This window comes from Streptomyces echinoruber (assembly GCF_014651135.1).
GTDB lineage: Bacteria > Actinomycetota > Actinomycetes > Streptomycetales > Streptomycetaceae > Streptomyces > Streptomyces echinoruber.
This window is the reverse complement of sequence record NZ_BMWH01000028.1, coordinates 60,921-78,799: the sequence shown is the minus strand read 5'-3', so window position 1 is coordinate 78,799 and position 17,879 is coordinate 60,921. Positions and strand designations below refer to the sequence as shown.

At 72.2% G+C, this 17,879-nt stretch carries 16 protein-coding genes; 4 read left to right on the top strand and 12 right to left on the bottom strand.

Translation table 11 applies throughout. The features are described 5' to 3' along the window. Positions 1-41 precede the first annotated feature (41 nt). Positions 42-1,196, bottom strand: coding sequence for an adenosine deaminase (locus tag IE225_RS26640; protein WP_190060164.1), 1,155 nt, complete (start codon positions 1,194-1,196; stop codon positions 42-44). Positions 1,197-1,318: 122 nt separating this feature from the next. Between IE225_RS26640 and IE225_RS26635 the strand changes: the two genes are divergently transcribed. Beyond that, entirely contained in the window at positions 1,319-2,089 is a 771-nt protein-coding gene (locus IE225_RS26635; RefSeq protein ID WP_190060163.1) for an alpha/beta hydrolase, read from the top strand. A gap of 71 nt (positions 2,090-2,160) precedes the next feature. Here IE225_RS26635 and IE225_RS26630 read toward each other — a convergent pair whose 3' ends face one another. Continuing rightward, entirely contained in the window at positions 2,161-3,168 is a 1,008-nt protein-coding gene (locus tag IE225_RS26630) for a LysR family transcriptional regulator (protein ID WP_190060162.1), read from the bottom strand. 63 nt (positions 3,169-3,231) lie between these two features. On the opposite strand from IE225_RS26630, the gene IE225_RS26625 reads away from it, so the two are divergent. Both IE225_RS26625 and IE225_RS26620 read left to right on the top strand, forming a co-directional pair. Beyond that, a complete protein-coding gene (locus tag IE225_RS26625; protein WP_190060161.1) occupies positions 3,232-4,569 on the top strand; it encodes an MFS transporter in 1,338 nt (445 codons plus the stop codon). A 162-nt stretch (positions 4,570-4,731) separates the two neighbouring features. Beyond that, positions 4,732-5,757, top strand: a complete 1,026-nt coding sequence (locus tag IE225_RS26620; RefSeq protein ID WP_190060160.1) for a sigma-70 family RNA polymerase sigma factor — start codon at positions 4,732-4,734, stop codon at positions 5,755-5,757. Here the strand turns inward: IE225_RS26620 and IE225_RS26615 are convergent. The 10 genes from IE225_RS26615 to IE225_RS26570 all read right to left on the bottom strand — a co-directional run bounded on the left by IE225_RS26615 (position 5,641) and on the right by IE225_RS26570 (position 16,756). After that, entirely contained in the window at positions 5,641-6,027 is a 387-nt protein-coding gene (locus tag IE225_RS26615; RefSeq protein WP_190060159.1) for an STAS domain-containing protein, read from the bottom strand. The two genes, IE225_RS26620 and IE225_RS26615, sit on opposite strands and share 117 nt — an antisense overlap. Positions 6,028-6,112: 85 nt before the next feature. Further along, on the bottom strand, positions 6,113-6,700 hold the full coding sequence (locus IE225_RS26610) for a Uma2 family endonuclease (protein ID WP_190060158.1): 588 nt from the start codon (positions 6,698-6,700) through the stop codon (positions 6,113-6,115). A 96-nt stretch (positions 6,701-6,796) separates the two neighbouring features. Next, positions 6,797-8,080 (bottom strand): thymidine phosphorylase, encoded by a 1,284-nt coding sequence (locus IE225_RS26605; protein WP_190060157.1) that lies wholly within the window; start codon positions 8,078-8,080, stop codon positions 6,797-6,799. A gap of 74 nt (positions 8,081-8,154) precedes the next feature. After that, positions 8,155-8,556: a cytidine deaminase gene (locus IE225_RS26600; protein ID WP_190060156.1), complete on the bottom strand. Its 402-nt coding sequence runs from the start codon at positions 8,554-8,556 to the stop codon at positions 8,155-8,157. Then, the gene (locus IE225_RS26595; protein WP_190060155.1) at positions 8,553-9,815 is read right to left on the bottom strand and encodes an ABC transporter permease; all 1,263 of its coding nucleotides are present in this window, start codon (positions 9,813-9,815) and stop codon (positions 8,553-8,555) included. The genes IE225_RS26600 and IE225_RS26595 overlap by 4 nt, the downstream gene beginning before the upstream one ends. Then, complete coding sequence (locus tag IE225_RS26590) at positions 9,815-10,939, bottom strand: ABC transporter permease (protein ID WP_190060154.1); 1,125 nt, start codon at positions 10,937-10,939, stop codon at positions 9,815-9,817. Before IE225_RS26590 ends, IE225_RS26595 begins: the two co-directional genes overlap by 1 nt. After that, positions 10,936-12,606: an ABC transporter ATP-binding protein gene (locus IE225_RS26585; RefSeq protein ID WP_190060191.1), complete on the bottom strand. Its 1,671-nt coding sequence runs from the start codon at positions 12,604-12,606 to the stop codon at positions 10,936-10,938. Before IE225_RS26585 ends, IE225_RS26590 begins: the two co-directional genes overlap by 4 nt. Positions 12,607-12,832: 226 nt before the next feature. Then, complete coding sequence (locus IE225_RS26580) at positions 12,833-13,876, bottom strand: BMP family lipoprotein (RefSeq protein ID WP_190060153.1); 1,044 nt, start codon at positions 13,874-13,876, stop codon at positions 12,833-12,835. 265 nt (positions 13,877-14,141) lie between these two features. Beyond that, positions 14,142-15,170, bottom strand: coding sequence for a BMP family lipoprotein (locus IE225_RS26575; RefSeq protein WP_190060152.1), 1,029 nt, complete (start codon positions 15,168-15,170; stop codon positions 14,142-14,144). Between the two features lie 353 nt (positions 15,171-15,523). After that, on the bottom strand, positions 15,524-16,756 hold the full coding sequence (locus tag IE225_RS26570) for an amidohydrolase (RefSeq protein ID WP_190060190.1): 1,233 nt from the start codon (positions 16,754-16,756) through the stop codon (positions 15,524-15,526). A gap of 296 nt (positions 16,757-17,052) precedes the next feature. Here IE225_RS26570 and IE225_RS26565 point away from each other — a divergent pair, with 296 nt between their 5' ends. Further along, positions 17,053-17,715: a class I SAM-dependent DNA methyltransferase gene (locus tag IE225_RS26565; RefSeq protein WP_190060151.1), complete on the top strand. Its 663-nt coding sequence runs from the start codon at positions 17,053-17,055 to the stop codon at positions 17,713-17,715. Positions 17,716-17,879 lie beyond the last annotated feature (164 nt).

The window sequence follows — 17,879 nt, the reverse complement described above, 5'->3', positions numbered from 1 at the left end:
GTGAAAGCCCGCCCGCACCCGGTGCTCCCCCGGGTTCCCTCTCAGTCGGTGAAACCGCTGGTGGACGCGGCCTGCGGGAACAGCCATTCGGACTTCAGCTCGGCGTACCCCGGCTTGATCACGTCATTGATCATTGCCAGCCGTTCATCGAAAGGGATGAACGCCGACTTCATGGCGTTGACGGTGAACCACTGCATGTCGTCGAGCGTGTAGCCGAACGCCTCGACCAGGTGCTCGAACTCCCGGCTCATGCTGGTGTGGGACATCAGCCGGTTGTCCGTGTTCACGGTGGCCCGGAACAGCAGCCGGCGCAGCAGCCCGATGGGGTGCTCGGCGTACGAGGCCGCGGCACCGGTCTGCAGGTTCGAGGTGGGGCACAGTTCCAGCGGGATCCGCTTGTCGCGCACGTACGCCGCCAGCCGGCCGAGCTTCACCGAACCGTCGTCGCCGACCTCGATGTCGTCGATGATGCGCACGCCGTGCCCCAGCCGGTCGGCGCCGCACCACTGCAGGGCCTGCCAGATCGACGGCAGGCCGAAGGCCTCGCCGGCGTGGATGGTGAAGTGGTTGTTCTCCCGCTTCAGGTACTCGAAGGCGTCCAGGTGCCGGGTGGGCGGGTAGCCGGCCTCGGCGCCGGCGATGTCGAAGCCGACGACGCCCGCGTCGCGGTAGCGGTTGGCGAGTTCGGCGATCTCCAGGGCGCGGGCGGCGTGCCGCATCGCGGTGAGCAGGGCGCCCACCCGGATGCGGTGGCCGTTCTCCCGGGCCCGGCGCTCCCCCTGCCGGAAGCCCTCATTGACGGCTTCGACGACCTCCTCCAGGCTCAGCCCGCCCTGCAGGTGCTGCTCGGGGGCGTAGCGCACCTCGGCGTAGACGACTCCGTCCTCGGCGAGGTCCTCGGCGCACTCGGCGGCCACCCGCACGAGCGCCTCACGCGTCTGCATCACGGCGACGGTGTGCGAGAAGGTCTCCAGATACCGCTCCAGCGACCCGGAGTCGGCGGCCTCGTGGAACCATGTGCCGAGCTTGTCCGGGTCGGTCTCGGGCAGGTGCGGGTAGCCCGTCTCACGGGCGAGGTCGACGATCGTCCCCGGGCGAAGCCCACCGTCGAGGTGGTCGTGCAGCAGTACCTTCGGCGCCCGGCGGATCTGGTCCGGCGTCGGGGTACGGCCGGTCTGGGCAGTCTGGCGCGTCATTTCCGCACTGTAACCCCTACACCCCCTACGCGCGTAGAGGCCGAGGTGTACACATCCGTCGATACGTAACGGTGACCGCACGGCGGGGTGGCGTACACCCGCGCTTCTGAGAATGTTCTGTCATGGGACAGCAAGCGACGCCGGTTCGTACGGCCCGGCTGGGGAGGACGGTCGGTCCGGATCCGGAAACGGTGAGCGGGGTGGTGCTGCTGCTTCCCGGCGGCGAGGAGGTCTCCGGCCGGCGGCCCACCGCCCTGCGGACGGCGGGGCTGGTGCGCGCGCTGGGCCGCCGGCTGGCCCGGGCGGGCCGCGCCGAGGGGCTCGCCGCGCACCCGGTCCATTACCGCTTCCGCGGCTGGAACGGCAGCGAGGCGCACCTGGCCCGGGACGCCGCCTGGGCCGCCGAGGAGGTCGTACGGCGCTACGGCGACGTGCCCGTCTGCCTGGCCGGGATCGGCATGGGCGGGCGGGCGGCGCTGCACGCGGGCGGGCACGAGGCCGTCAACTCCGTGGTGGCGATCGCGCCCTGGCTGCCGGAGGACGACGTCGCCGCGCCACCCGAACCGGTGAAGCAGCTCGTCGGGCGCCGGGTGCTGATCGTGCACGGCACCAACGACCGGCGCACCGACCCGGAGTTGTCGTTCCGGCTCGCGGCGCGGGCGAAGAAGGCGAACCGGGAGGTGTGCCGGTTCGAAGTGCACGCCGACGGCCACGGGTTGCGCCACTACCGCCACGAAGTCCTCGCGCTCGCCGAGGACTTCGTCATGGGGGCGCTGTTCGGGCGGCCGCTGTCCCGGCCGGTGCAGGACGCGCTGGCCGCACCGCCGCCCATAGGCCTGCGGATGCCGCTGGCCGCGGGGTTCGGGCAGTCGTGGAGCTCCCGCCGTTCCTGATCTGTGACCGAGGGTGCCGTGCCCGGGTGCCGCCCCCGACCGGGGGTGCCGCCCTGGCCCGGGGTGCCCTTCTAACCGGGGATCAGGTTGCCCCGCCGGGAGAGCAGGAACTTCTTGAAGGCGGCCACCGGGGGTGTGTCCGGGCGGTCCTTCAGCCAGGCGACGCCGATCTCACGGACCGCGCGCGGGGCGGTGACGGTCAGTTCGACCACGCCCGGGCGCGGGACCGTGGGCGGGGGCAGCAGGGCCACGCCGAGGCCGGCCGCGACCAGGCCCCGCAGCGTCTCGGCCTCCTCGCCCTCGAAGGCGACCCGGGGTGTGAAGCCGGCCTCGCGGCACAGGGCGTCGGTGATGCGGCGCAGGCCGTAGCCGGGTTCGAGGGTGACGAAGGTCTCGTCGGCGGCCTCGGCGAGGCGGATGCGGCGGCGGGCGGCGAGGCGGTGGTCGGCGGGGACGACGAGGCGGAGCTTCTGCTCGTCGAGGCGGCGCGCGACGAGGTCGGGGGCGTCGGGCACCGGGGAGGTCAGGCAGAGGTCGAGCGCGCCGGCCCGGAGACCTTCGAGCATGGCCTCGCCGTAGTTCTGGACGAGGCTGAAGCGGACGCGGGGGTGGTCGGCGCGGAAGGCGTGGATGAGGCCGGGCACGGTCTCGGCGCCCAGGGTGTGCAGGAAGCCGAAGGCGACCTTGCCGGTGGCCGGGTCGGCGTCGGCGCGGACCTCCTCGGCGGCCCGCTCGACCTCGGCGAGGGCCCGCTCGACGGAGGCGAGGAACGTGCGGCCGGCCGGGGTGAGCGAGACGGTGCGGCCGCGGCGGGCGAACAGGTCGACGCCCAGATCCGCCTCGAGGCGGGCCAGGGCGCGGGAGAGCGTCGACTGCGGCACCTGCATCTCCTGCGCGGCCCGGGTGACGTGCTCGGTGCGGGCGACGCCGGCGAAGTAGGCGAGGCGGGGGGCGAGGCGCAGGACGAGGTCGTCCGGGTCGCCGGGCGCGCGGTTCCCGGCCCGGCGGGATGTCGCCCGGATGAGTTGTGTGTCACTGGACCGTGACAGGGAGCCTCGTGACCTCGGTTCATGCACCATGGGAACGATTATGGGGAATCCGTGCATTGGACGGATCAGCGCGGCCGTTCCTACGTTCGAGGCATGACTCCCGCCGATACCGAGGCGTCCACGGCCGTGGGCGCCGCCGCTTCCGCCGTCCCCGCTTCCACCGCACCTGCTTCCGCCGTCCCCGCTTCCGCCGTCCCTGCTTCCGCCGTCTCCGCAGCCGGCTCGCGCATGGCCCCGGGCGGCCCCGGCTACCGCCGGATGAGCCTCGCCCTCTTCCTCGCGGGCGTCGCCACGTTCGCGCTGCTGTACTCCACGCAGGCGCTGCTGCCGCTGATCTCCGGCGAGTTCCGCGTGACGGCGAGCGAGGCGAGCTGGACGGTGGCGGCCGCGACCGGCGGCCTGGCGGTGTTCGTGCTGCCGATGAGCGCGCTGTCGGAACGGTTCGGGCGGCGCACGGTCATGACCGCCTCGCTGGCGGTCGCGGTGACGGTCGGCCTGCTGGTGCCGTTCGCGCCGTCGCTGGGCGCGCTGGTGGCGCTGCGGGCGCTGCAGGGCGCGGCGCTGGCCGGCCTGCCGGCCTCGGCGCAGGCGTACCTGGCGGAGGAGGTCCGGCCCACGGTGCTGGTGACCGCGATCGGGTTGTTCGTCGCCGGCAACAGCGTCGGCGGCATGAGCGGCCGGGTCGTCACCGGCTGGGTCGCGCAGGCGTGGGGCTGGCGGGCCGCGGTCGGCATGATCGGTGTGATCGCGGTGGTGTGCGCCGTCGCCTTCCGGCTGCTGCTGCCGGCGCCGCGCCACTTCACGCCGGGGTCGCTGCGCCCGCGCGTGCTGGCCGGCACGGTCCGCGCCCACCTGTCCCGTCCGCTGCTGCGCCGCCTGTACGCGATCGGCGCGCTGTTCATGGCGGTGTTCGGCGGCGTCTACACGGTCATCGGCTACCGCCTGACCGAGGCGCCGTTCTCCCTCCCGCAGGGCATCATCGGCTCGATCTTCCTGGTGTACCTCGTCGGCACGGTGTCGGCGTCGGCGGCGGGCCGCCTGGTCGGCCGCTTCGGCCGCCGCGGTGCCCTGTACCTGGCGGGCGGGACGACGGCGGGCGGGCTGCTGCTGTCCCTGGTGGGCTCCCTCCCCCTGGTCCTGCTCGGCCTGGTCCTGATCACCGCGGGCTTCTTCGCGGGCCACGCGGTGGCGTCCTCCGCGGTCAGCAAGGCCGCCGCGCACGGCCGCGCCCAGGCCTCGGCCCTGTACCAGTCCGCCTACTACGTCGGCTCCAGCGCGGGCAGCACGCTCGGCGCGGTGGCCTTCCACGCGGGCGGCTGGGCCGGGACGGTGGGCGTCGGGCTGCTGGCGGTACTCGGGGTCGGCGCGATCACCCTGGCCGGGTCGCGGGCGGCACGGGCGGCGGCGCGGCGCGAGCCGGTAGCGGCGTAGCACCGGACGCGCCGTTCCTTCCCCTTCCTCCCCCTTCCTTCCCCTCTCCTCCCACCTGGGGTTTTCCTCGCTCCGGGGGCCGTTGTCAGTGGGCTGCGGTAGCTTCCAAGGTGTCGGCGCACAAGGAGGCGCGTCGGCCTGGAGCGGCCACAGGGGGACGCGATGAGCGACGGTACGGCGACGACGACCGCGGCACCGGATCTGGAAGCCGCGCTGGAGAAGCACCGGGTCGAACTGACCGGGTACTGCTACCGGATGCTGGGCTCCTCCTTCGAGGCCGAGGACGCGGTGCAGGACACCCTCGTGCGGGCCTGGCGTGGCTACGACAGGTTCGAGGGCCGCTCCAGCCTCCGCTCCTGGCTGTACCGGATCGCGACCAACGTCTGCCTGGACATGCTGGCCGCCGGGAACAAGCGGGCGCGGCCGATGGACCTGACGGAGTCGACGCCGCTGGCGCAGGCGGCCCTGACGCCCCGCCCGGACCACACGTGGCTGGAGCCGGTGCCGGACGCGCGGGTGCTGCCGACGACCGACGACCCCGCGGAGGCGGCCGTGGCCAAGGAGTCGGTGCGGCTGGCGTTCATGGCGGCGCTGCAGCAGTTGCCGCCCCGGCAGCGGGCGGTGCTGATCCTGCGCGAGGTGCTGGCGTGGCGGGCGAGCGAGGTCGCCGAGCTGCTGGGCACCACGGTGGCCTCGGTCAACAGCGCGCTGCAGCGGGCGCGGGCGACGCTCGCCGAGCGGGCCGACCGGGGTGCCGAGGCGGAGGTGTCCGACCCGCTGGACGAGGAGCAGCGCAAGCTCCTGGAGCGCTACGTGGCGGCGTTCGAGGGGTACGACATGGCGGCGCTGACGGCACTGCTGCACGAGGACGCGGTGATGACGATGCCGCCGTTCGACCTGTGGCTGGCGGGCCCGGCGGACATCACCGGGTTCATGACCACCCTCGGCGCCGGCTGTGCGGGCTCCCGTCTGCGGCCGGTGCGGGCCAACGGCCTGCCCGCCTTCGCCCACTACAAGCCCGATCCGGAGGGCGGCGGTTTCGCCGCGTGGGCGGTCCAGGTGCTGGAGATATCAGACGGCCGGATCACGGGGTTCCACTGCTTTCTGGACACGCAGCGGTGGTTCCCGCTGTTCGGCCTGCCCCTCCGTCTCGAAGACGAGCCCGACCAGGTCGAGCAGCCTCAGTAGCGCCGGATCGGCGTCCCACAGCCGGATGCGTCCCCCGGCCCGGCGCGCGGCGAGCTGCAGCCGCGCCAGCAGGTCGACGACGCCCAGGCCCGGCGGTCCGACCCCGCCGACGTCGCAGACCACGACCCGCGTCCCCGGGGCCCGCAGCAGCGCCCCGACCTGACCGCACAACCCCGGCACGGCCTCCCGGGGGACGGGTCCGGCGAGCCTCAGCACGGGCGGTGTCGTCGCGTCCACGGTCGGTAGACCGGCGGGGTGGCGGCAACTCATCGGAGCGGACCGCCCCGGTCTGCCGGGCCGGCTCTTCCCAGTCGGCGGCTCTTCCCAGTCGGCAGCTTTTCCCAGTCGGCAGCTCTTACTGGTCTACGGGGAACTCGCCGGTGTCGATGACGAGGTCGAAGGGGGCGGGGAGTTCGAGGGGCTCACCGAACTTGGCCACGCTCAGCGGGCGGTAGACGTCGCCCTTCGGCTCTCCGTACAGCGTGGCGGCGGGGCCCCCGGGAGCCCAGCGGTCGACCAGGAGGTAGAGGGGGATGCCCGCGGTGGCGTAGGCGGCGGGCTTGCTGATCCGGTCGTGGCGGGCGTTGGACTTGGACGTCACCTCGACGACGAGCTCGGCGAGGGCGGCCGGGATGTGGGTGTCCGCCTCCGCGTTCTCCCGCACCGGGGCCACGACGAGATCCGGGATCAGCATGCCCAGACGCGATGGCACGGCGATGGCCAGCGTCTGGAAGACTTCCCAATTCTCGGGGATCACGGAGTAGAGGCGACGCTGGATGCGGGCCGCGATCAGGTTGTGGCGGTACGCGGGAGCGGGTGACACGGTGACGATCCCCTCGATGATCTCCACCTTGCTGCCCTCAGGCCATTCCATCTCCTCCCAGAACCGGACGAGTTCGTCCCAGCCCTGCTCGGGGTCGTGGCTGACGGTGAGTGCGCTCATGGCGGTTCTCCTATCGGTGCGTCACCGATCCCAGCATGCCGAACGGGATCGGCGGCGGTCCACCGATCCCGTTCACCCGAAAGGAGAAACCCCAGGTCAGGCGATACGTTCCAGCACCACCGGGGACGGGGTGAACTCCGTGCCCGCCGCCGCGATGTCGTAGGAGCCCTCAAGCGCCTGCTCCGCGTACGCGAAGCGTTCCGGGGTGTCGGTGTGCAGGGTCAGCAGCGGCTGCCCCTCGGTGACGGGGTCGCCCGGCTTGGCGTGCAGCTCGACGCCGGCCGCCGCCTGCACCGGGTCCTCCTTGCGGGCGCGGCCGGCGCCGAGGCGCCAGGCGGCGAGGCCGACGGCGTAGGCGTCGAGGCGGGTGAGGACGCCGGAGGCGGGGGCCTTGACGACGTGCTGTTCCCGGGAGGTGGGCAGCGGGGCGTCGGGATCGCCGCCCTGGGCGGCGATCATGCGGCGCCAGACGTCCATCGCGGAGCCGTCGGCGAGGGCCTTGGCCGGGTCGGCGTCCCGCAGGCCGGCCGCGTCCAGCATCTCGCGCGCCAGGGCCAGGGTCAGCTCCACCACGTCGGCCGGCCCGCCGCCCGCGAGGACCTCGACCGACTCGCGGACCTCCAGGGCGTTGCCCGCGGTCCGGCCCAGCGGGGTGGACATGTCCGTCAGCAGCGCCACGGTCCGCACGCCGTGGTCGGTGCCGAGGCCGACCATGGTCGTGGCCAGTTCCCGGGCGTCGTCGAGCGTCTTCATGAAGGCGCCGGAGCCGACCTTCACGTCCAGCACCAGCGAGCCGGTGCCCTCGGCGATCTTCTTCGACATGATGGAGGAGGCGATGAGCGGGATCGCCTCCACGGTGCCGGTGACGTCCCGCAGCGCGTACAGCTTCCGGTCGGCCGGGGCCAGGCCCTCGCCCGCCGCGCAGATCACCGCGCCGACCTCGTCCAGGACGCGCAGCATCTCGTCGTTGGAGAGCCGGGCGCGCCAGCCGGGGATGGACTCCAGCTTGTCCAGGGTGCCGCCGGTGTGGCCCAGGCCGCGGCCGGAGAGCTGGGGGACGGCCGCGCCGCAGGCCGCGACGAGCGGGGCCAGCGGCAGGGTGATCTTGTCGCCGACGCCGCCGGTGGAGTGCTTGTCGGCGGTCGGGCGGGTCAGGGAGGAGAAGTCCATGCGCTCGCCGGAGGCGATCATCGCGGCGGTCCAGCGGGCGATCTCGCGGCGGTTCATGCCGTTGAGCAGGATGGCCATCGCGAGCGCGGACATCTGCTCGTCGGCCACCTCGCCGCGGGTGTAGGCGTCGACGACCCAGTCGATCTGCTCGTCGGTGAGTTCGCCGCGGTCCCGTTTGGTGCGGATGACGGAGATGGCGTCCATGGCCATGGGGTTCGGTTTCCTTCCGGGTGCGAAGGGGCGGCCCCCGCGGCCGGTGGCCGGCGCGCGGGGGCCGCGGGAGGTCACGTGGTCAGGTGCTCCGGGCCGAAGGCCTGGGGCAGCATCTCCGCCAGCGGCAGGACGCCCGCCGGGGTCTGCAGCAGCAGGCCGGGGCCGCCGAACTCGTACAGCAACTGGCGGCAGCGCCCGCACGGGACGAGGAGTTCGCCCCGCCCGTCGACGCAGGTGAAGTGGGTCAGCCGGCCGCCTCCGGTGTTGAGCAGTTGCGAGACGAGTCCGCACTCGGCGCACAGGCCGAGGCCGTAGGAGGCGTTCTCAACGTTGCAGCCGGTGACGGTGCGCCCGTCGTCGACGAGCGCGGCGGCCCCGACCGGGTAGCCGGAGTAGGGGGCGTAGGCGCGGGTCATCGCCTCGCGCGCCGCCTCGCGCAGCCGGTCCCAGTCGCAGCCGCCGGGCCCGGTCACTTGCCCTGTCCCTTCCGGTACGGCTGGCCGTCCGCCTTCGGCATCCGCAGGCTCTGCGCGGACAGCGCGAGGACCAGCAGGGTGACCAGGTACGGGGTGGCGGTGACGACCTGCTTGGGCACCTCGTTGGTGCCGGCGTACCAGGCGAACATCAGGACGGAGACGGCCAGGGTGAGCACGGCGGGGAGGTACTTCTTCCGCCACGCCAGCCAGGCCGCGCCGAACACCAGCAGGATCGCCAGCAGCAGGATGAGGGCGTGCACGTTGGTGGTGCCGCCGCGCAGGTTGAGGCTGTCGGTGTAGCCGAACAGGCCCGCGCCGAGGGCGAGTCCGCCCGGCATCCAGTTGCCGAAGATCATCGCGGCGAGGCCGATGTAGCCGCGGCCGGCGGTCTGCCCGTCCAGGTAGACGTTGGAGGCGACGATGGACAGGAACGCGCCGCCCAGGCCGGCGAAGCCGCCGGAGATGATCACGGCGATGTACTTGTACTTGTAGACGTTGACGCCGAGGGACTCCGCGGCCACCGGGTTCTCGCCGCAGGAGCGCAGCCGCAGCCCGAACGCCGTGCGCCACAGCACGTACCAGGTGACCGGTACCAGGGCGATGGCGACGACCGTGAGCGGCGACAGGTCGGTGATCAGGCCGCCGAGCAGGCCGGCGAGGTCCGAGACCAGGAACCAGTGCTTGCCGTTGAGCGTGTTCAGGGCGCTGGACAGGCCGGGGATGTCGAAGGTGCCGAGCGAGTCGATGGGCGGGGACTGCTTGGAGGAGCCCTGCGGGGCGTTCTCGAAGGTGAACTTCGACAGGTAGCGGGTGGTGCCGAGGGCGAGGATGTTGATGGCCACACCGGAGACGATGTGGTTGACGTTGAAGGTGACGGTGGCGACGGCGTGCAGGATGCCGCCGAGCACACCGCCGGCGATGCCGAAGACGACACCGGTCCACGGGCCCCACTGGTAGCCGGCCCAGGCGCCGAACCAGGTGCCGAGGATCATCATGCCCTCGAGGCCGATGTTGACCACGCCGGCCCGCTCGGCCCACAGGCCGCCGAGGCCGGCCAGGCCGATGGGCACGGCCAGGCGCAGCGCGGTGGACATCTGCCCGGTGGACGTGATGCCGTCGGCGCCGGTGATCAGGCGGACGGCCGAGGTCAGGACCAGGACGCCGGCGACGAGCAGCAGCACGGCGGGCAGGGAGAGACGGCGGCTGCCCTTGCCGGGCTGCTGCGCCTGCGGTTTCGCGAGGGTCGCGGTGGTCATCAGGCAGCCACCTCCTTCTGGGACGCGTGGTGGGCGAGTTCGGCGGCGAGTTCGGCGCCGACCCGCTTCTGCTGGCGGCGCAGGCCCCACTGGCGTACGGCCTCGTACGAGACGACGACCGCGAAGACGATCAGGCCCTGCATGATCGTGGCGATCTCCTTCTCGTACGCCACCGGGGTCGCGTAGTCGAGGGCCGGGGACGCCTTGTCGAGGAAGGCGATGAGCAGCGCGGCGAAGGCGATGCCGACGGGGCTGTTGCGGCCCAGCAGGGCGATGGTGATGCCGGTGAAGCCCAGGCCGGTGGGGAAGCTCAGGCTGTAGGTGTGGGCGTCGCCGAGCAGCAGCGGCAGGCCGGACAGGCCCGCGACGCCGCCGGAGATCAGCATGGCGGTGAGGATCATCCGCTTGGCGTCGACGCCGGAGGCCGCGGCGGCGGTCTCGGAGGCGCCGGTGGCGCGCAGGTCGAAGCCGAAGCGGGTGCGGTTGAGGACGATCCAGTAGGCGACGCCCATGAGGACGGCGAGGAAGACCAGGCCGTAGATCTCACCGACGTCCGGGCCGAGGTCGATGCCGGGGAACCAGCCGGACTTGTGCATGATGCCGGTCGTCATGTTGTTGCCGACCTGCACGCCCCACACGTCGGACAGGGTGAGGTAGCCGATGAGGCTGGTGGCGATGGCGTTCAGCATGATCGTGGCGACGACCTCGCTGACGCCCCGGGTCACCTTCAGCACGCCCGCGATGCCGGCCCACACGGCGCCGGTGCCGATCGCGACGATCAGCAGCACCGGTATCTGCAGGAAGCCGGGCAGGGCGAGGTTGGCGCCGGCGACGGCGGTCATCATGGCGGCGAGGCGGTACTGGCCGTCGACGCCGATGTTGAACAGGTTCATGCGGAAGCCGATGGCCACCGCGAGGGCCGCCAGGTAGTACATCGACGCCTGGTTGATGATCAGCACCTGGACGTCGGAGTACGCGGCCTGCTGCAGCATGAGCCGGTAGGGCTCGAAGGGGTTCTTGCCCGAGGCGATCAGCACCACCGAGGTGAGCAGGATCGCCGAGACCAGCGCGATGACCGGCCCGGCCACCGCGAGGAGCACGCGCTCCCGGTCGAACTTCTTCATCGGGTCTCGTCCTTCCGGGACTCGGACTTCCGGGACTCGGTCTTCCGGGACTCGGTCTTCCGGGATTCGGACTTCCTGGACTCGGACGCGGAGTCCGCGGAGCCTTCCTGGTGCTCCAGGTGGCCGGTCACGGCACCGGTCATGGCCGAGCCGAGCTGCTCCGGCGTGATGGTGGCGGGGTCGGCGTCGGCGACCAGGCGGCCGTTGTAGATGACCCGCAGGGTGTCCGACAGGCCGATCAGCTCGTCCAGGTCGGCCGAGATGAGCAGGACGGCGAGGCCCTCGCGGCGGGCCTCGCGGATGCGGTCCCAGATCTGCGCCTGCGCGCCGACGTCCACACCGCGCGTGGGGTGGGCGGCGATGAGGAACTTCGGCCGGTGGCTCATCTCGCGGCCGACGATCAGCTTCTGCTGGTTGCCGCCGGAGAGGGAGGCGGCGGTGACGTCGATGCCGGGGGTGCGCACGTCGTACTCCTCGACGATGCGCCGGGTGTCCTCCTGGGCGCCCTTCGGGTCCAGCCAGAAGCCGCGGGCGTTGGGCCGCTCCGTGACGTGGCCGAGGATGCGGTTCTCCCACAGCGGGGCCTCCAGGAGCAGGCCCTGACGGTGGCGGTCCTCGGGGATGTAGCCGATGCCGTGCTCGCGGCGCTTGCGGGTGGGCCAGGAGGTGATCTCCTGGTCCCCGAGCGTGATCGTGCCGGAGTCGGCGGGCTTGAGACCGATGAGGGCCTCGATCAGCTCGGTCTGGCCGTTGCCCTCGACGCCCGCGAGGCCCAGCACCTCGCCGGCGTGGATGGTGAAGCTGATGTCGTCGAGGACCGGGCGGCCGCCCTCCGCCTCCAGGCGGAGGTTGTCCACCCGGATCACCGGGCGGTCGGTGACCGTGGACTCGGCGGTCTCCGGGGTGGGCAGCTCGCTGCCGACCATCATCTCGGCGAGCCGGCGCGGGGTGGTCTCGGACGGTACGGCGGTGCCGACCGTGGTGCCGCGGCGGATGACGGTGATGTCGTCGGCGACCGACAGCACCTCGCCCAGCTTGTGGGAGATGAAGATGACCGACAGGCCCTCGGACTTCAGCTCGCGCAGGTTGGCGAAGAGCGCGTCGACCTCCTGCGGGACGAGCACGGCGGTCGGCTCGTCGAGGATGAGGATGCGGGCGCCGCGGTAGAGGACCTTGAGGATCTCCACGCGCTGGCGGTCGGCGACGCCGAGGTTCTCCACCAGGACGTCGGGGCGGACGTTGAGGCCGTAGCGGTCGGAGATCTCCTCGATCTTCCTGCGGGCGGCGCCGCCGATGCCGTACAGCTTCTCGCTGCCCAGCACGACGTTCTCCAGCACGGTCAGGTTGTCGGCCAGCATGAAGTGCTGGTGGACCATGCCGATGCCGCGCGCGATGGCGTCGGCGGGCGAGGAGAAGACGACGTGCTCGCCGTCGACGGCGATGGTGCCCTCGTCCGGCTTCTGCATGCCGTAGAGGATCTTCATCAGGGTCGACTTGCCGGCGCCGTTCTCGCCGACCAGGGCGTGCACGGTGCCCTTGCGGACCGTGAGGTGGATGTCGTGGTTGGCGACGACACCCGGGAACCGTTTGGTGATGCCCGTGAGCTCCACCGCGACCGCCGACGGCGCGGACTGTGCGGTGGGCGGAGGGCTGCTGGACGCGTCGATGGCGCACTCTCCTCGGGAAAGGGGCCGCTCTACGCGCGTAGCGCCCCTGCCTCAATAGGGCTCGGACCAGACCGGCCTGGGTACCAGTGTCCGATCCGCTCCGAGCATTCTGCCGCGTGAACGGGGTACGGAGAGGCCACCCTCCCCGTACCCCGTTCGGTGCCGTAACGCTGCCATGACAGCGCTCTTTCGGCCATAGTCCTGCCGGCCCTGTGACGGGGGACGGTCAGGAGGTCTTCACCTTGATCGTGCCGTTCTTGATGCCCTCCTCGGCCTTCTTCACCGCGGCCTGGATGTCCGCGTTGCTCTTGAAGGCCGGGTTGGAGTCGGCCAGGCCCACGCCGCCGCTGGCCAAGCTGGCCCGCACCTCGCCGGTCCGGGGCTTGCCGTCGTGGACGGACTTGGCCAGGTTGTACACCGCGCCGGCGACGTCCTTCATCGCCGAGGTGAGGATGTACTGCTTGTACTTGGCCAGCGCGGCCTGCTTGTACTGGTCGGAGTCGACGCCGATCGCCCACACCTTGTGCGCCGCGGCGGCCTTGATCACGCCCTGCCCGGACAGGCCCGCGGCGGCGTACACCACGTCGGCGCCGGCGTCGATCTGGCCCTCGGCGGCGTTCTCGCCCTTGTCCGGGCTGGAGAAGCCGCCCTCGGCGGCGGTCTGGGTCAGGTACTGCGACTTGACCTTGACGCCCTTCTTGGTGTCCTGGACGCCCTGCCGGAAACCGGCCTCGAACTTGTGGATCAGCGGGACGTCCACGCCGCCGATGAAGCCGACGGTGTTCGACTTGGTGGCCTTGGCGGCGACGACACCGGCCAGGTACGACGCCTGCTCCTCGTGGAAGACCAGGTCGGCGACGTTCTTCGCCTTGATCGTGTTGTCGTCGACGATGCCGAAGGTGGTCTTCGGGAACTTGGCGGCGGCCGCCTTGACGGCCGGCGCGTAGGCGAAGCCGACGCCGATCACGGGGTTGTAGCCCTGCTTGGCGAGCGTCTCCAGGCGCTGCACCTTGTCCGCGTCGGACTCGCCGTCCTGCGGCTCGACGGCTGTGGACTTGTAGCCGAACTCCTTGTCGGCCTTCTCCATGCCGGCGGTGGCGGCGTCGTTGAAGGACTGGTCGCCCCGGCCGCCGACGTCGTAGGCGAGGGCGAGGCCCTTGCCCTTGCCGCCCGCGGCGGATTCACTGGACGAACTGCCACAGGCGGACATCGTGACAGCGAGGGTGGCGGTCGCAACGCCTGCGACCGCCAGTCGGGACACCCGGCGCATGGAATGTGACTCCTTTGTGCAAGCGCCCCTACCAGGCGCTGGTTCCGCCGCAGCGTAACGCGCGTAGACCAGACGGAAAAACCTTTCTGTCCGGTCTGTTATCGAGCTGTGGCCACACTTTTCGCCCGGACTACGCACAGCAGCGCGCCCCTTGCGGAAGGCAAGGGGCGCGGAGGCGGGGGGCGCGTGCGCGGGGCGGGGCGGCGGCCGGAGGGCTGGCTGGCCCGGCCGGCCCGGGCCGGGGGCTACCGCGCCCGGCGGGGTCTCACTGCGTCCTGACGGTGACCTTGCCCTCGACGATGTCCTGCCTGGCCTTGTCGACGGCGGCCACGACGTCCTTCATGGCCTGGTAGCGGGGGTTGGAGTCGGCGAAGCCGACACCGCCGGACTTCAGGTCACCGCGCACCTCGCCGGACAGCGGCTTGCCCTCGACGACGGACTTGGTGAGCTCGTACACCGCGCCGCCGACGTTCTTCAGGGCCGAGCCGAGGATGTACTGCTTGTACGCCGCGAGCGCGCTCTGCTTGTACTGGTCGGAGTCGACGCCGATCGCCCACACCCGGTGCGCCGCGGCGGCCTTGATCACGCCCTGCCCGGACAGGCCGGCCGCGTGGTAGATGACGTCCGCGCCGGCGTCGATCTGGCCAGTGGCCGCGTTCTCGCCCTTGTCCGGGCTGGAGAAGCCGCCCTCCTGCGCGGTCTGCGTCAGGTACTGCGACTCGACCTTGATCTTCGGGTTGACGGACTTGGCGCCCTGGACATACCCCGCTTCGAACTTGTGGATGAGCGGAATGTCCACGCCGCCGATGAAGCCGATGTGGTTCTTCTTCGTCGCCTTCGCCGCGGCCACGCCCGCCAGGTAGGACGCCTGCTCCTCGTGGAAGACCAGGTCGGCGACGTTCTTCGCCCGGACGGTGCTGTCGTCGATGATGCCGAAGGTGACCTTCGGGTACTTGGCCGCCACCTCCTTCACCGCCGGCGCGTACACGAACCCGACCCCGATGATCGGGTTGTAGCCGGCCTTGGCGAGCTGCTCCAGGCGCTCCACCTTGTCGGCGGTCGACTCGTTGTCGCTGGGCTCGACGTCCCGGCCGCCGATCTTGAATTCCTTCTCGGCCTTCTGGAACCCGGCGAACGCGGCGTCGTTGAAGGACTGGTCGCCCTTGCCGCCGATGTCGTACGCCAGGCCGATGCCCTTGCCGGAGTACTTGCCGGACTCCGACGAGCCGCCCGAGGAGTCACTGCTGGACTTGCCGCAGCCGGCGGCCGCGAGCGCGAGGACCGCGACGGTCACCGCGGCCCGGGAGAGCCTTCTGCGCCGCGGGACCTGCGTCGGGATCCGCGTCGAGATCCGCGTCGGGATCCGCTGAGAAGTCCACTGAGAAGTCCGCCGAGAGTTGAGACCCACAGCACGCACCCTTCATCCCCGCGGCGCCGTCGCCGGCCCGTACCGGCGCCCCGCCACTGGCGAGCGATTGCGGCGCACAGTAACGCGCGTAGAAGGGGAGGGGAACGGGGTTTCGCCGGGCCGTTATCGATTCGTGCCGAGGGCGGGTTACGTCTCCGTGCGCCCGGTTGCGCCCGGATGACACAGGCGAACAAGGTGGACAAAGGGTGCCGGACGGACGCGCGCGGGCACCCCGCCGCTCACTCGCCGACGTCCAGCAGGGCCGCCGCCGTGAACAGCTCCACGCCGACCGTGATGGCCGACTCGTCGGCGTCGAAGTCGCCCTGGTGCAGGTCGCGGACGACGTGGTCGCCGGGGCGGCGGACGCCGAGGCGGGCCATGGCGCCGGGCACGCGCTCCAGGTACCAGGAGAAGTCCTCGCCGCCGAGGCTCTGCTCGGTGTCCTCGATGCTCTCCGCGCCCCGGCGGGCGGTCATGGCGAGGCGCAGCAGCCGGGTGACCATCGGGTCGTTGACGACGGGCGGGACGCCGCGGACGTAGGTGATCTCGGACTTGGCGCGGTGCAGGTTGGCGACCTCGTCGATGGCGCCGACCACGATGTCGGGGGCCTGCCGCCACGCCTCGATGTCCAGGCAGCGCACGGTGCCCGCGAGCTCGGCGTGCTGCGGGACGACGTTGGGCGCGTGTCCGGACTCGATCCGGCCCCAGGTCACGGCGAGCCCGGCGCGGGTGTCGACGCGGCGGGAGACCAGCGCGGGCACGTCGGTGACGACGCGGGCGGCGGCGGTCACCAGGTCGGTGGTCAGGTGCGGGCGGGCGGTGTGGCCGCCGGGCCCGTCCAGGGAGACCTCCAGCCGGTCGCAGGCGGAGGTGATGGGCCCGTGCCGCAGCCCGATGCGTCCGGCGTCGACGCGGGGGTCGCAGTGCACGGCCAGGATGCGCCGTACGCCGTCCAGCGCGCCGCACTGGATGGCCTGGTCGGCGCCGCCGGGCAGGACCTCCTCCGCGGGCTGGAAGATCAGCCGCACCGGCCGCGGCAGCCGGCCCCGGCGGTGCAGGTCGGCGAGGACCAGGCCGGCGCCGAGCACGACGGTGGTGTGCACGTCGTGGCCGCAGGCGTGGGCGCGGTCGGGCACGGTGGAGCGGTACGGGCAGTCCTCCTTGGTGTCCGGGATGGGCAGCGCGTCGATGTCGGCGCGCAGGGCGAGCAGCTCCGCTCCGCCCTCCCGCTTCCCGTCCTCGACCCCGACGTCGCAGATGAGCCCGGTGCCGCCGGAGAGCACGCGCGGCTTCAGGCCGGCCTGCTCCAGCCGCTCCTTGATCGCCGCGGTGGTGCGGAACTCCTGGTTGCCGAGCTCGGGGTGCATGTGCAGGTCGCGGCGGAACGCGACGAGCTCGGCGTACAGCGGCTCCGGCAGAGTGCCGGGGAGCGCCGTTTCCCCGGCCGGACCGACCTCGGACTCAAGGGACATCAGTTGCTTCACCCTTTGAAGGGTAGGACGCCCGACCGCGAGACGGCTCCACGATCAACAAAATTTCAACCCGATGGAGGGAGAAAAATCTCACTGCCGGGCGCATGGGGCGGGAACAGGATGGGTAGGCTCACCTGTTTTTTACGCCAGGCCACCTCCCCTTCTCCCCTCACGGATACCACGCCTTTGGCGAACCAAGCCGACCTGTCCACCTGGCGGACCTCCGGTGAACGGCCCGGCCGACTTCCGGTGAACGCCCGGACGGGTGAGGCGGAAGGCCGCTAGGGTGCGCCGACGTGACCGCCGACCACGCCTTCCTGCGGGCCACCCGGGCCTCGTACGACGCCATCGCGCACGACTACGCCGCCGCGTTCCCCGGCGGCCCGGCCGACCGGCCGCTGGAGCGCGCCCTGCTCGCCGCCTTCGCCGAGCTGGTGCGGGCGGGCGGCGACGCGCCCGTCGCCGACGTCGGCTGCGGGCCCGGGAACGTCACCGCCCACCTGCACGACCTCGGCGTTCCGGTGTTCGGGGTGGACCTCTCCCCGCGCATGGTGGCACTGGCGAGCCGCGCCCATCCCGGGCTGCGCTTCCACGTCGGTTCCATGACCGGACTGGACCTGCCGGACGCCACGCTCGGCGGGGTCCTCGCCCTCGACTCCGTGATCCACATACCCGACGCGCACCTGCCCGCCGTCCTCGCCGAATTCCACCGCGTCCTCGTCCCCGGCGGCCTGCTCCTGCTGGGCTTCCGGACCGGGGACGCCGAGCACCTCCACCTGTCGGAGCGGTTCGGGCACGAGACGTCCCTCGACTACTACTTCCGCACCCCGCAGGACATGGCCGCCGCGGTGACGGACGCCGGCCTGGAGCCGCGCGCCCGGCTGCTGCGCGAGCCCGAGGGCGAGGAGAAGCGGGCCCGGGCCTTCCTGCTGGCGGCCCGGCCGGGCGCGCGGGGGTGAGCCGGGCGGGGTGAGCCGCGCGCGCCCCGCCGCGGCGCCCACCGTCCCCGCCGCGTCACGCCCGCGGCCCTCGCCGCACCCGTGCCCACCCCGGGCGCTGCACCGCGCCCACGGCCCGCGCCATGCCGCGCCCACGGCCCGCGCCATGCCGTCCTCACGGCCGC

Coding starts and splice junctions, on each gene's coding strand:
- IE225_RS26640 (WP_190060164.1), bottom strand. CDS start 1,196: ATGACGCGCCAGACTGCCCAGACCGGCCGTACCCCGACGCCGGACCAG.
- IE225_RS26635 (WP_190060163.1), top strand. CDS start 1,319: ATGGGACAGCAAGCGACGCCGGTTCGTACGGCCCGGCTGGGGAGGACG.
- IE225_RS26630 (WP_190060162.1), bottom strand. CDS start 3,168: ATGGTGCATGAACCGAGGTCACGAGGCTCCCTGTCACGGTCCAGTGAC.
- IE225_RS26625 (WP_190060161.1), top strand. CDS start 3,232: ATGACTCCCGCCGATACCGAGGCGTCCACGGCCGTGGGCGCCGCCGCT.
- IE225_RS26620 (WP_190060160.1), top strand. CDS start 4,732: ATGAGCGACGGTACGGCGACGACGACCGCGGCACCGGATCTGGAAGCC.
- IE225_RS26615 (WP_190060159.1), bottom strand. CDS start 6,027: ATGAGTTGCCGCCACCCCGCCGGTCTACCGACCGTGGACGCGACGACA.
- IE225_RS26610 (WP_190060158.1), bottom strand. CDS start 6,700: ATGAGCGCACTCACCGTCAGCCACGACCCCGAGCAGGGCTGGGACGAA.
- IE225_RS26605 (WP_190060157.1), bottom strand. CDS start 8,080: ATGGCCATGGACGCCATCTCCGTCATCCGCACCAAACGGGACCGCGGC.
- IE225_RS26595 (WP_190060155.1), bottom strand. CDS start 9,815: ATGACCACCGCGACCCTCGCGAAACCGCAGGCGCAGCAGCCCGGCAAG.
- IE225_RS26590 (WP_190060154.1), bottom strand. CDS start 10,939: ATGAAGAAGTTCGACCGGGAGCGCGTGCTCCTCGCGGTGGCCGGGCCG.
- IE225_RS26580 (WP_190060153.1), bottom strand. CDS start 13,876: ATGCGCCGGGTGTCCCGACTGGCGGTCGCAGGCGTTGCGACCGCCACC.
- IE225_RS26570 (WP_190060190.1), bottom strand. CDS start 16,756: ATGTCCCTTGAGTCCGAGGTCGGTCCGGCCGGGGAAACGGCGCTCCCC.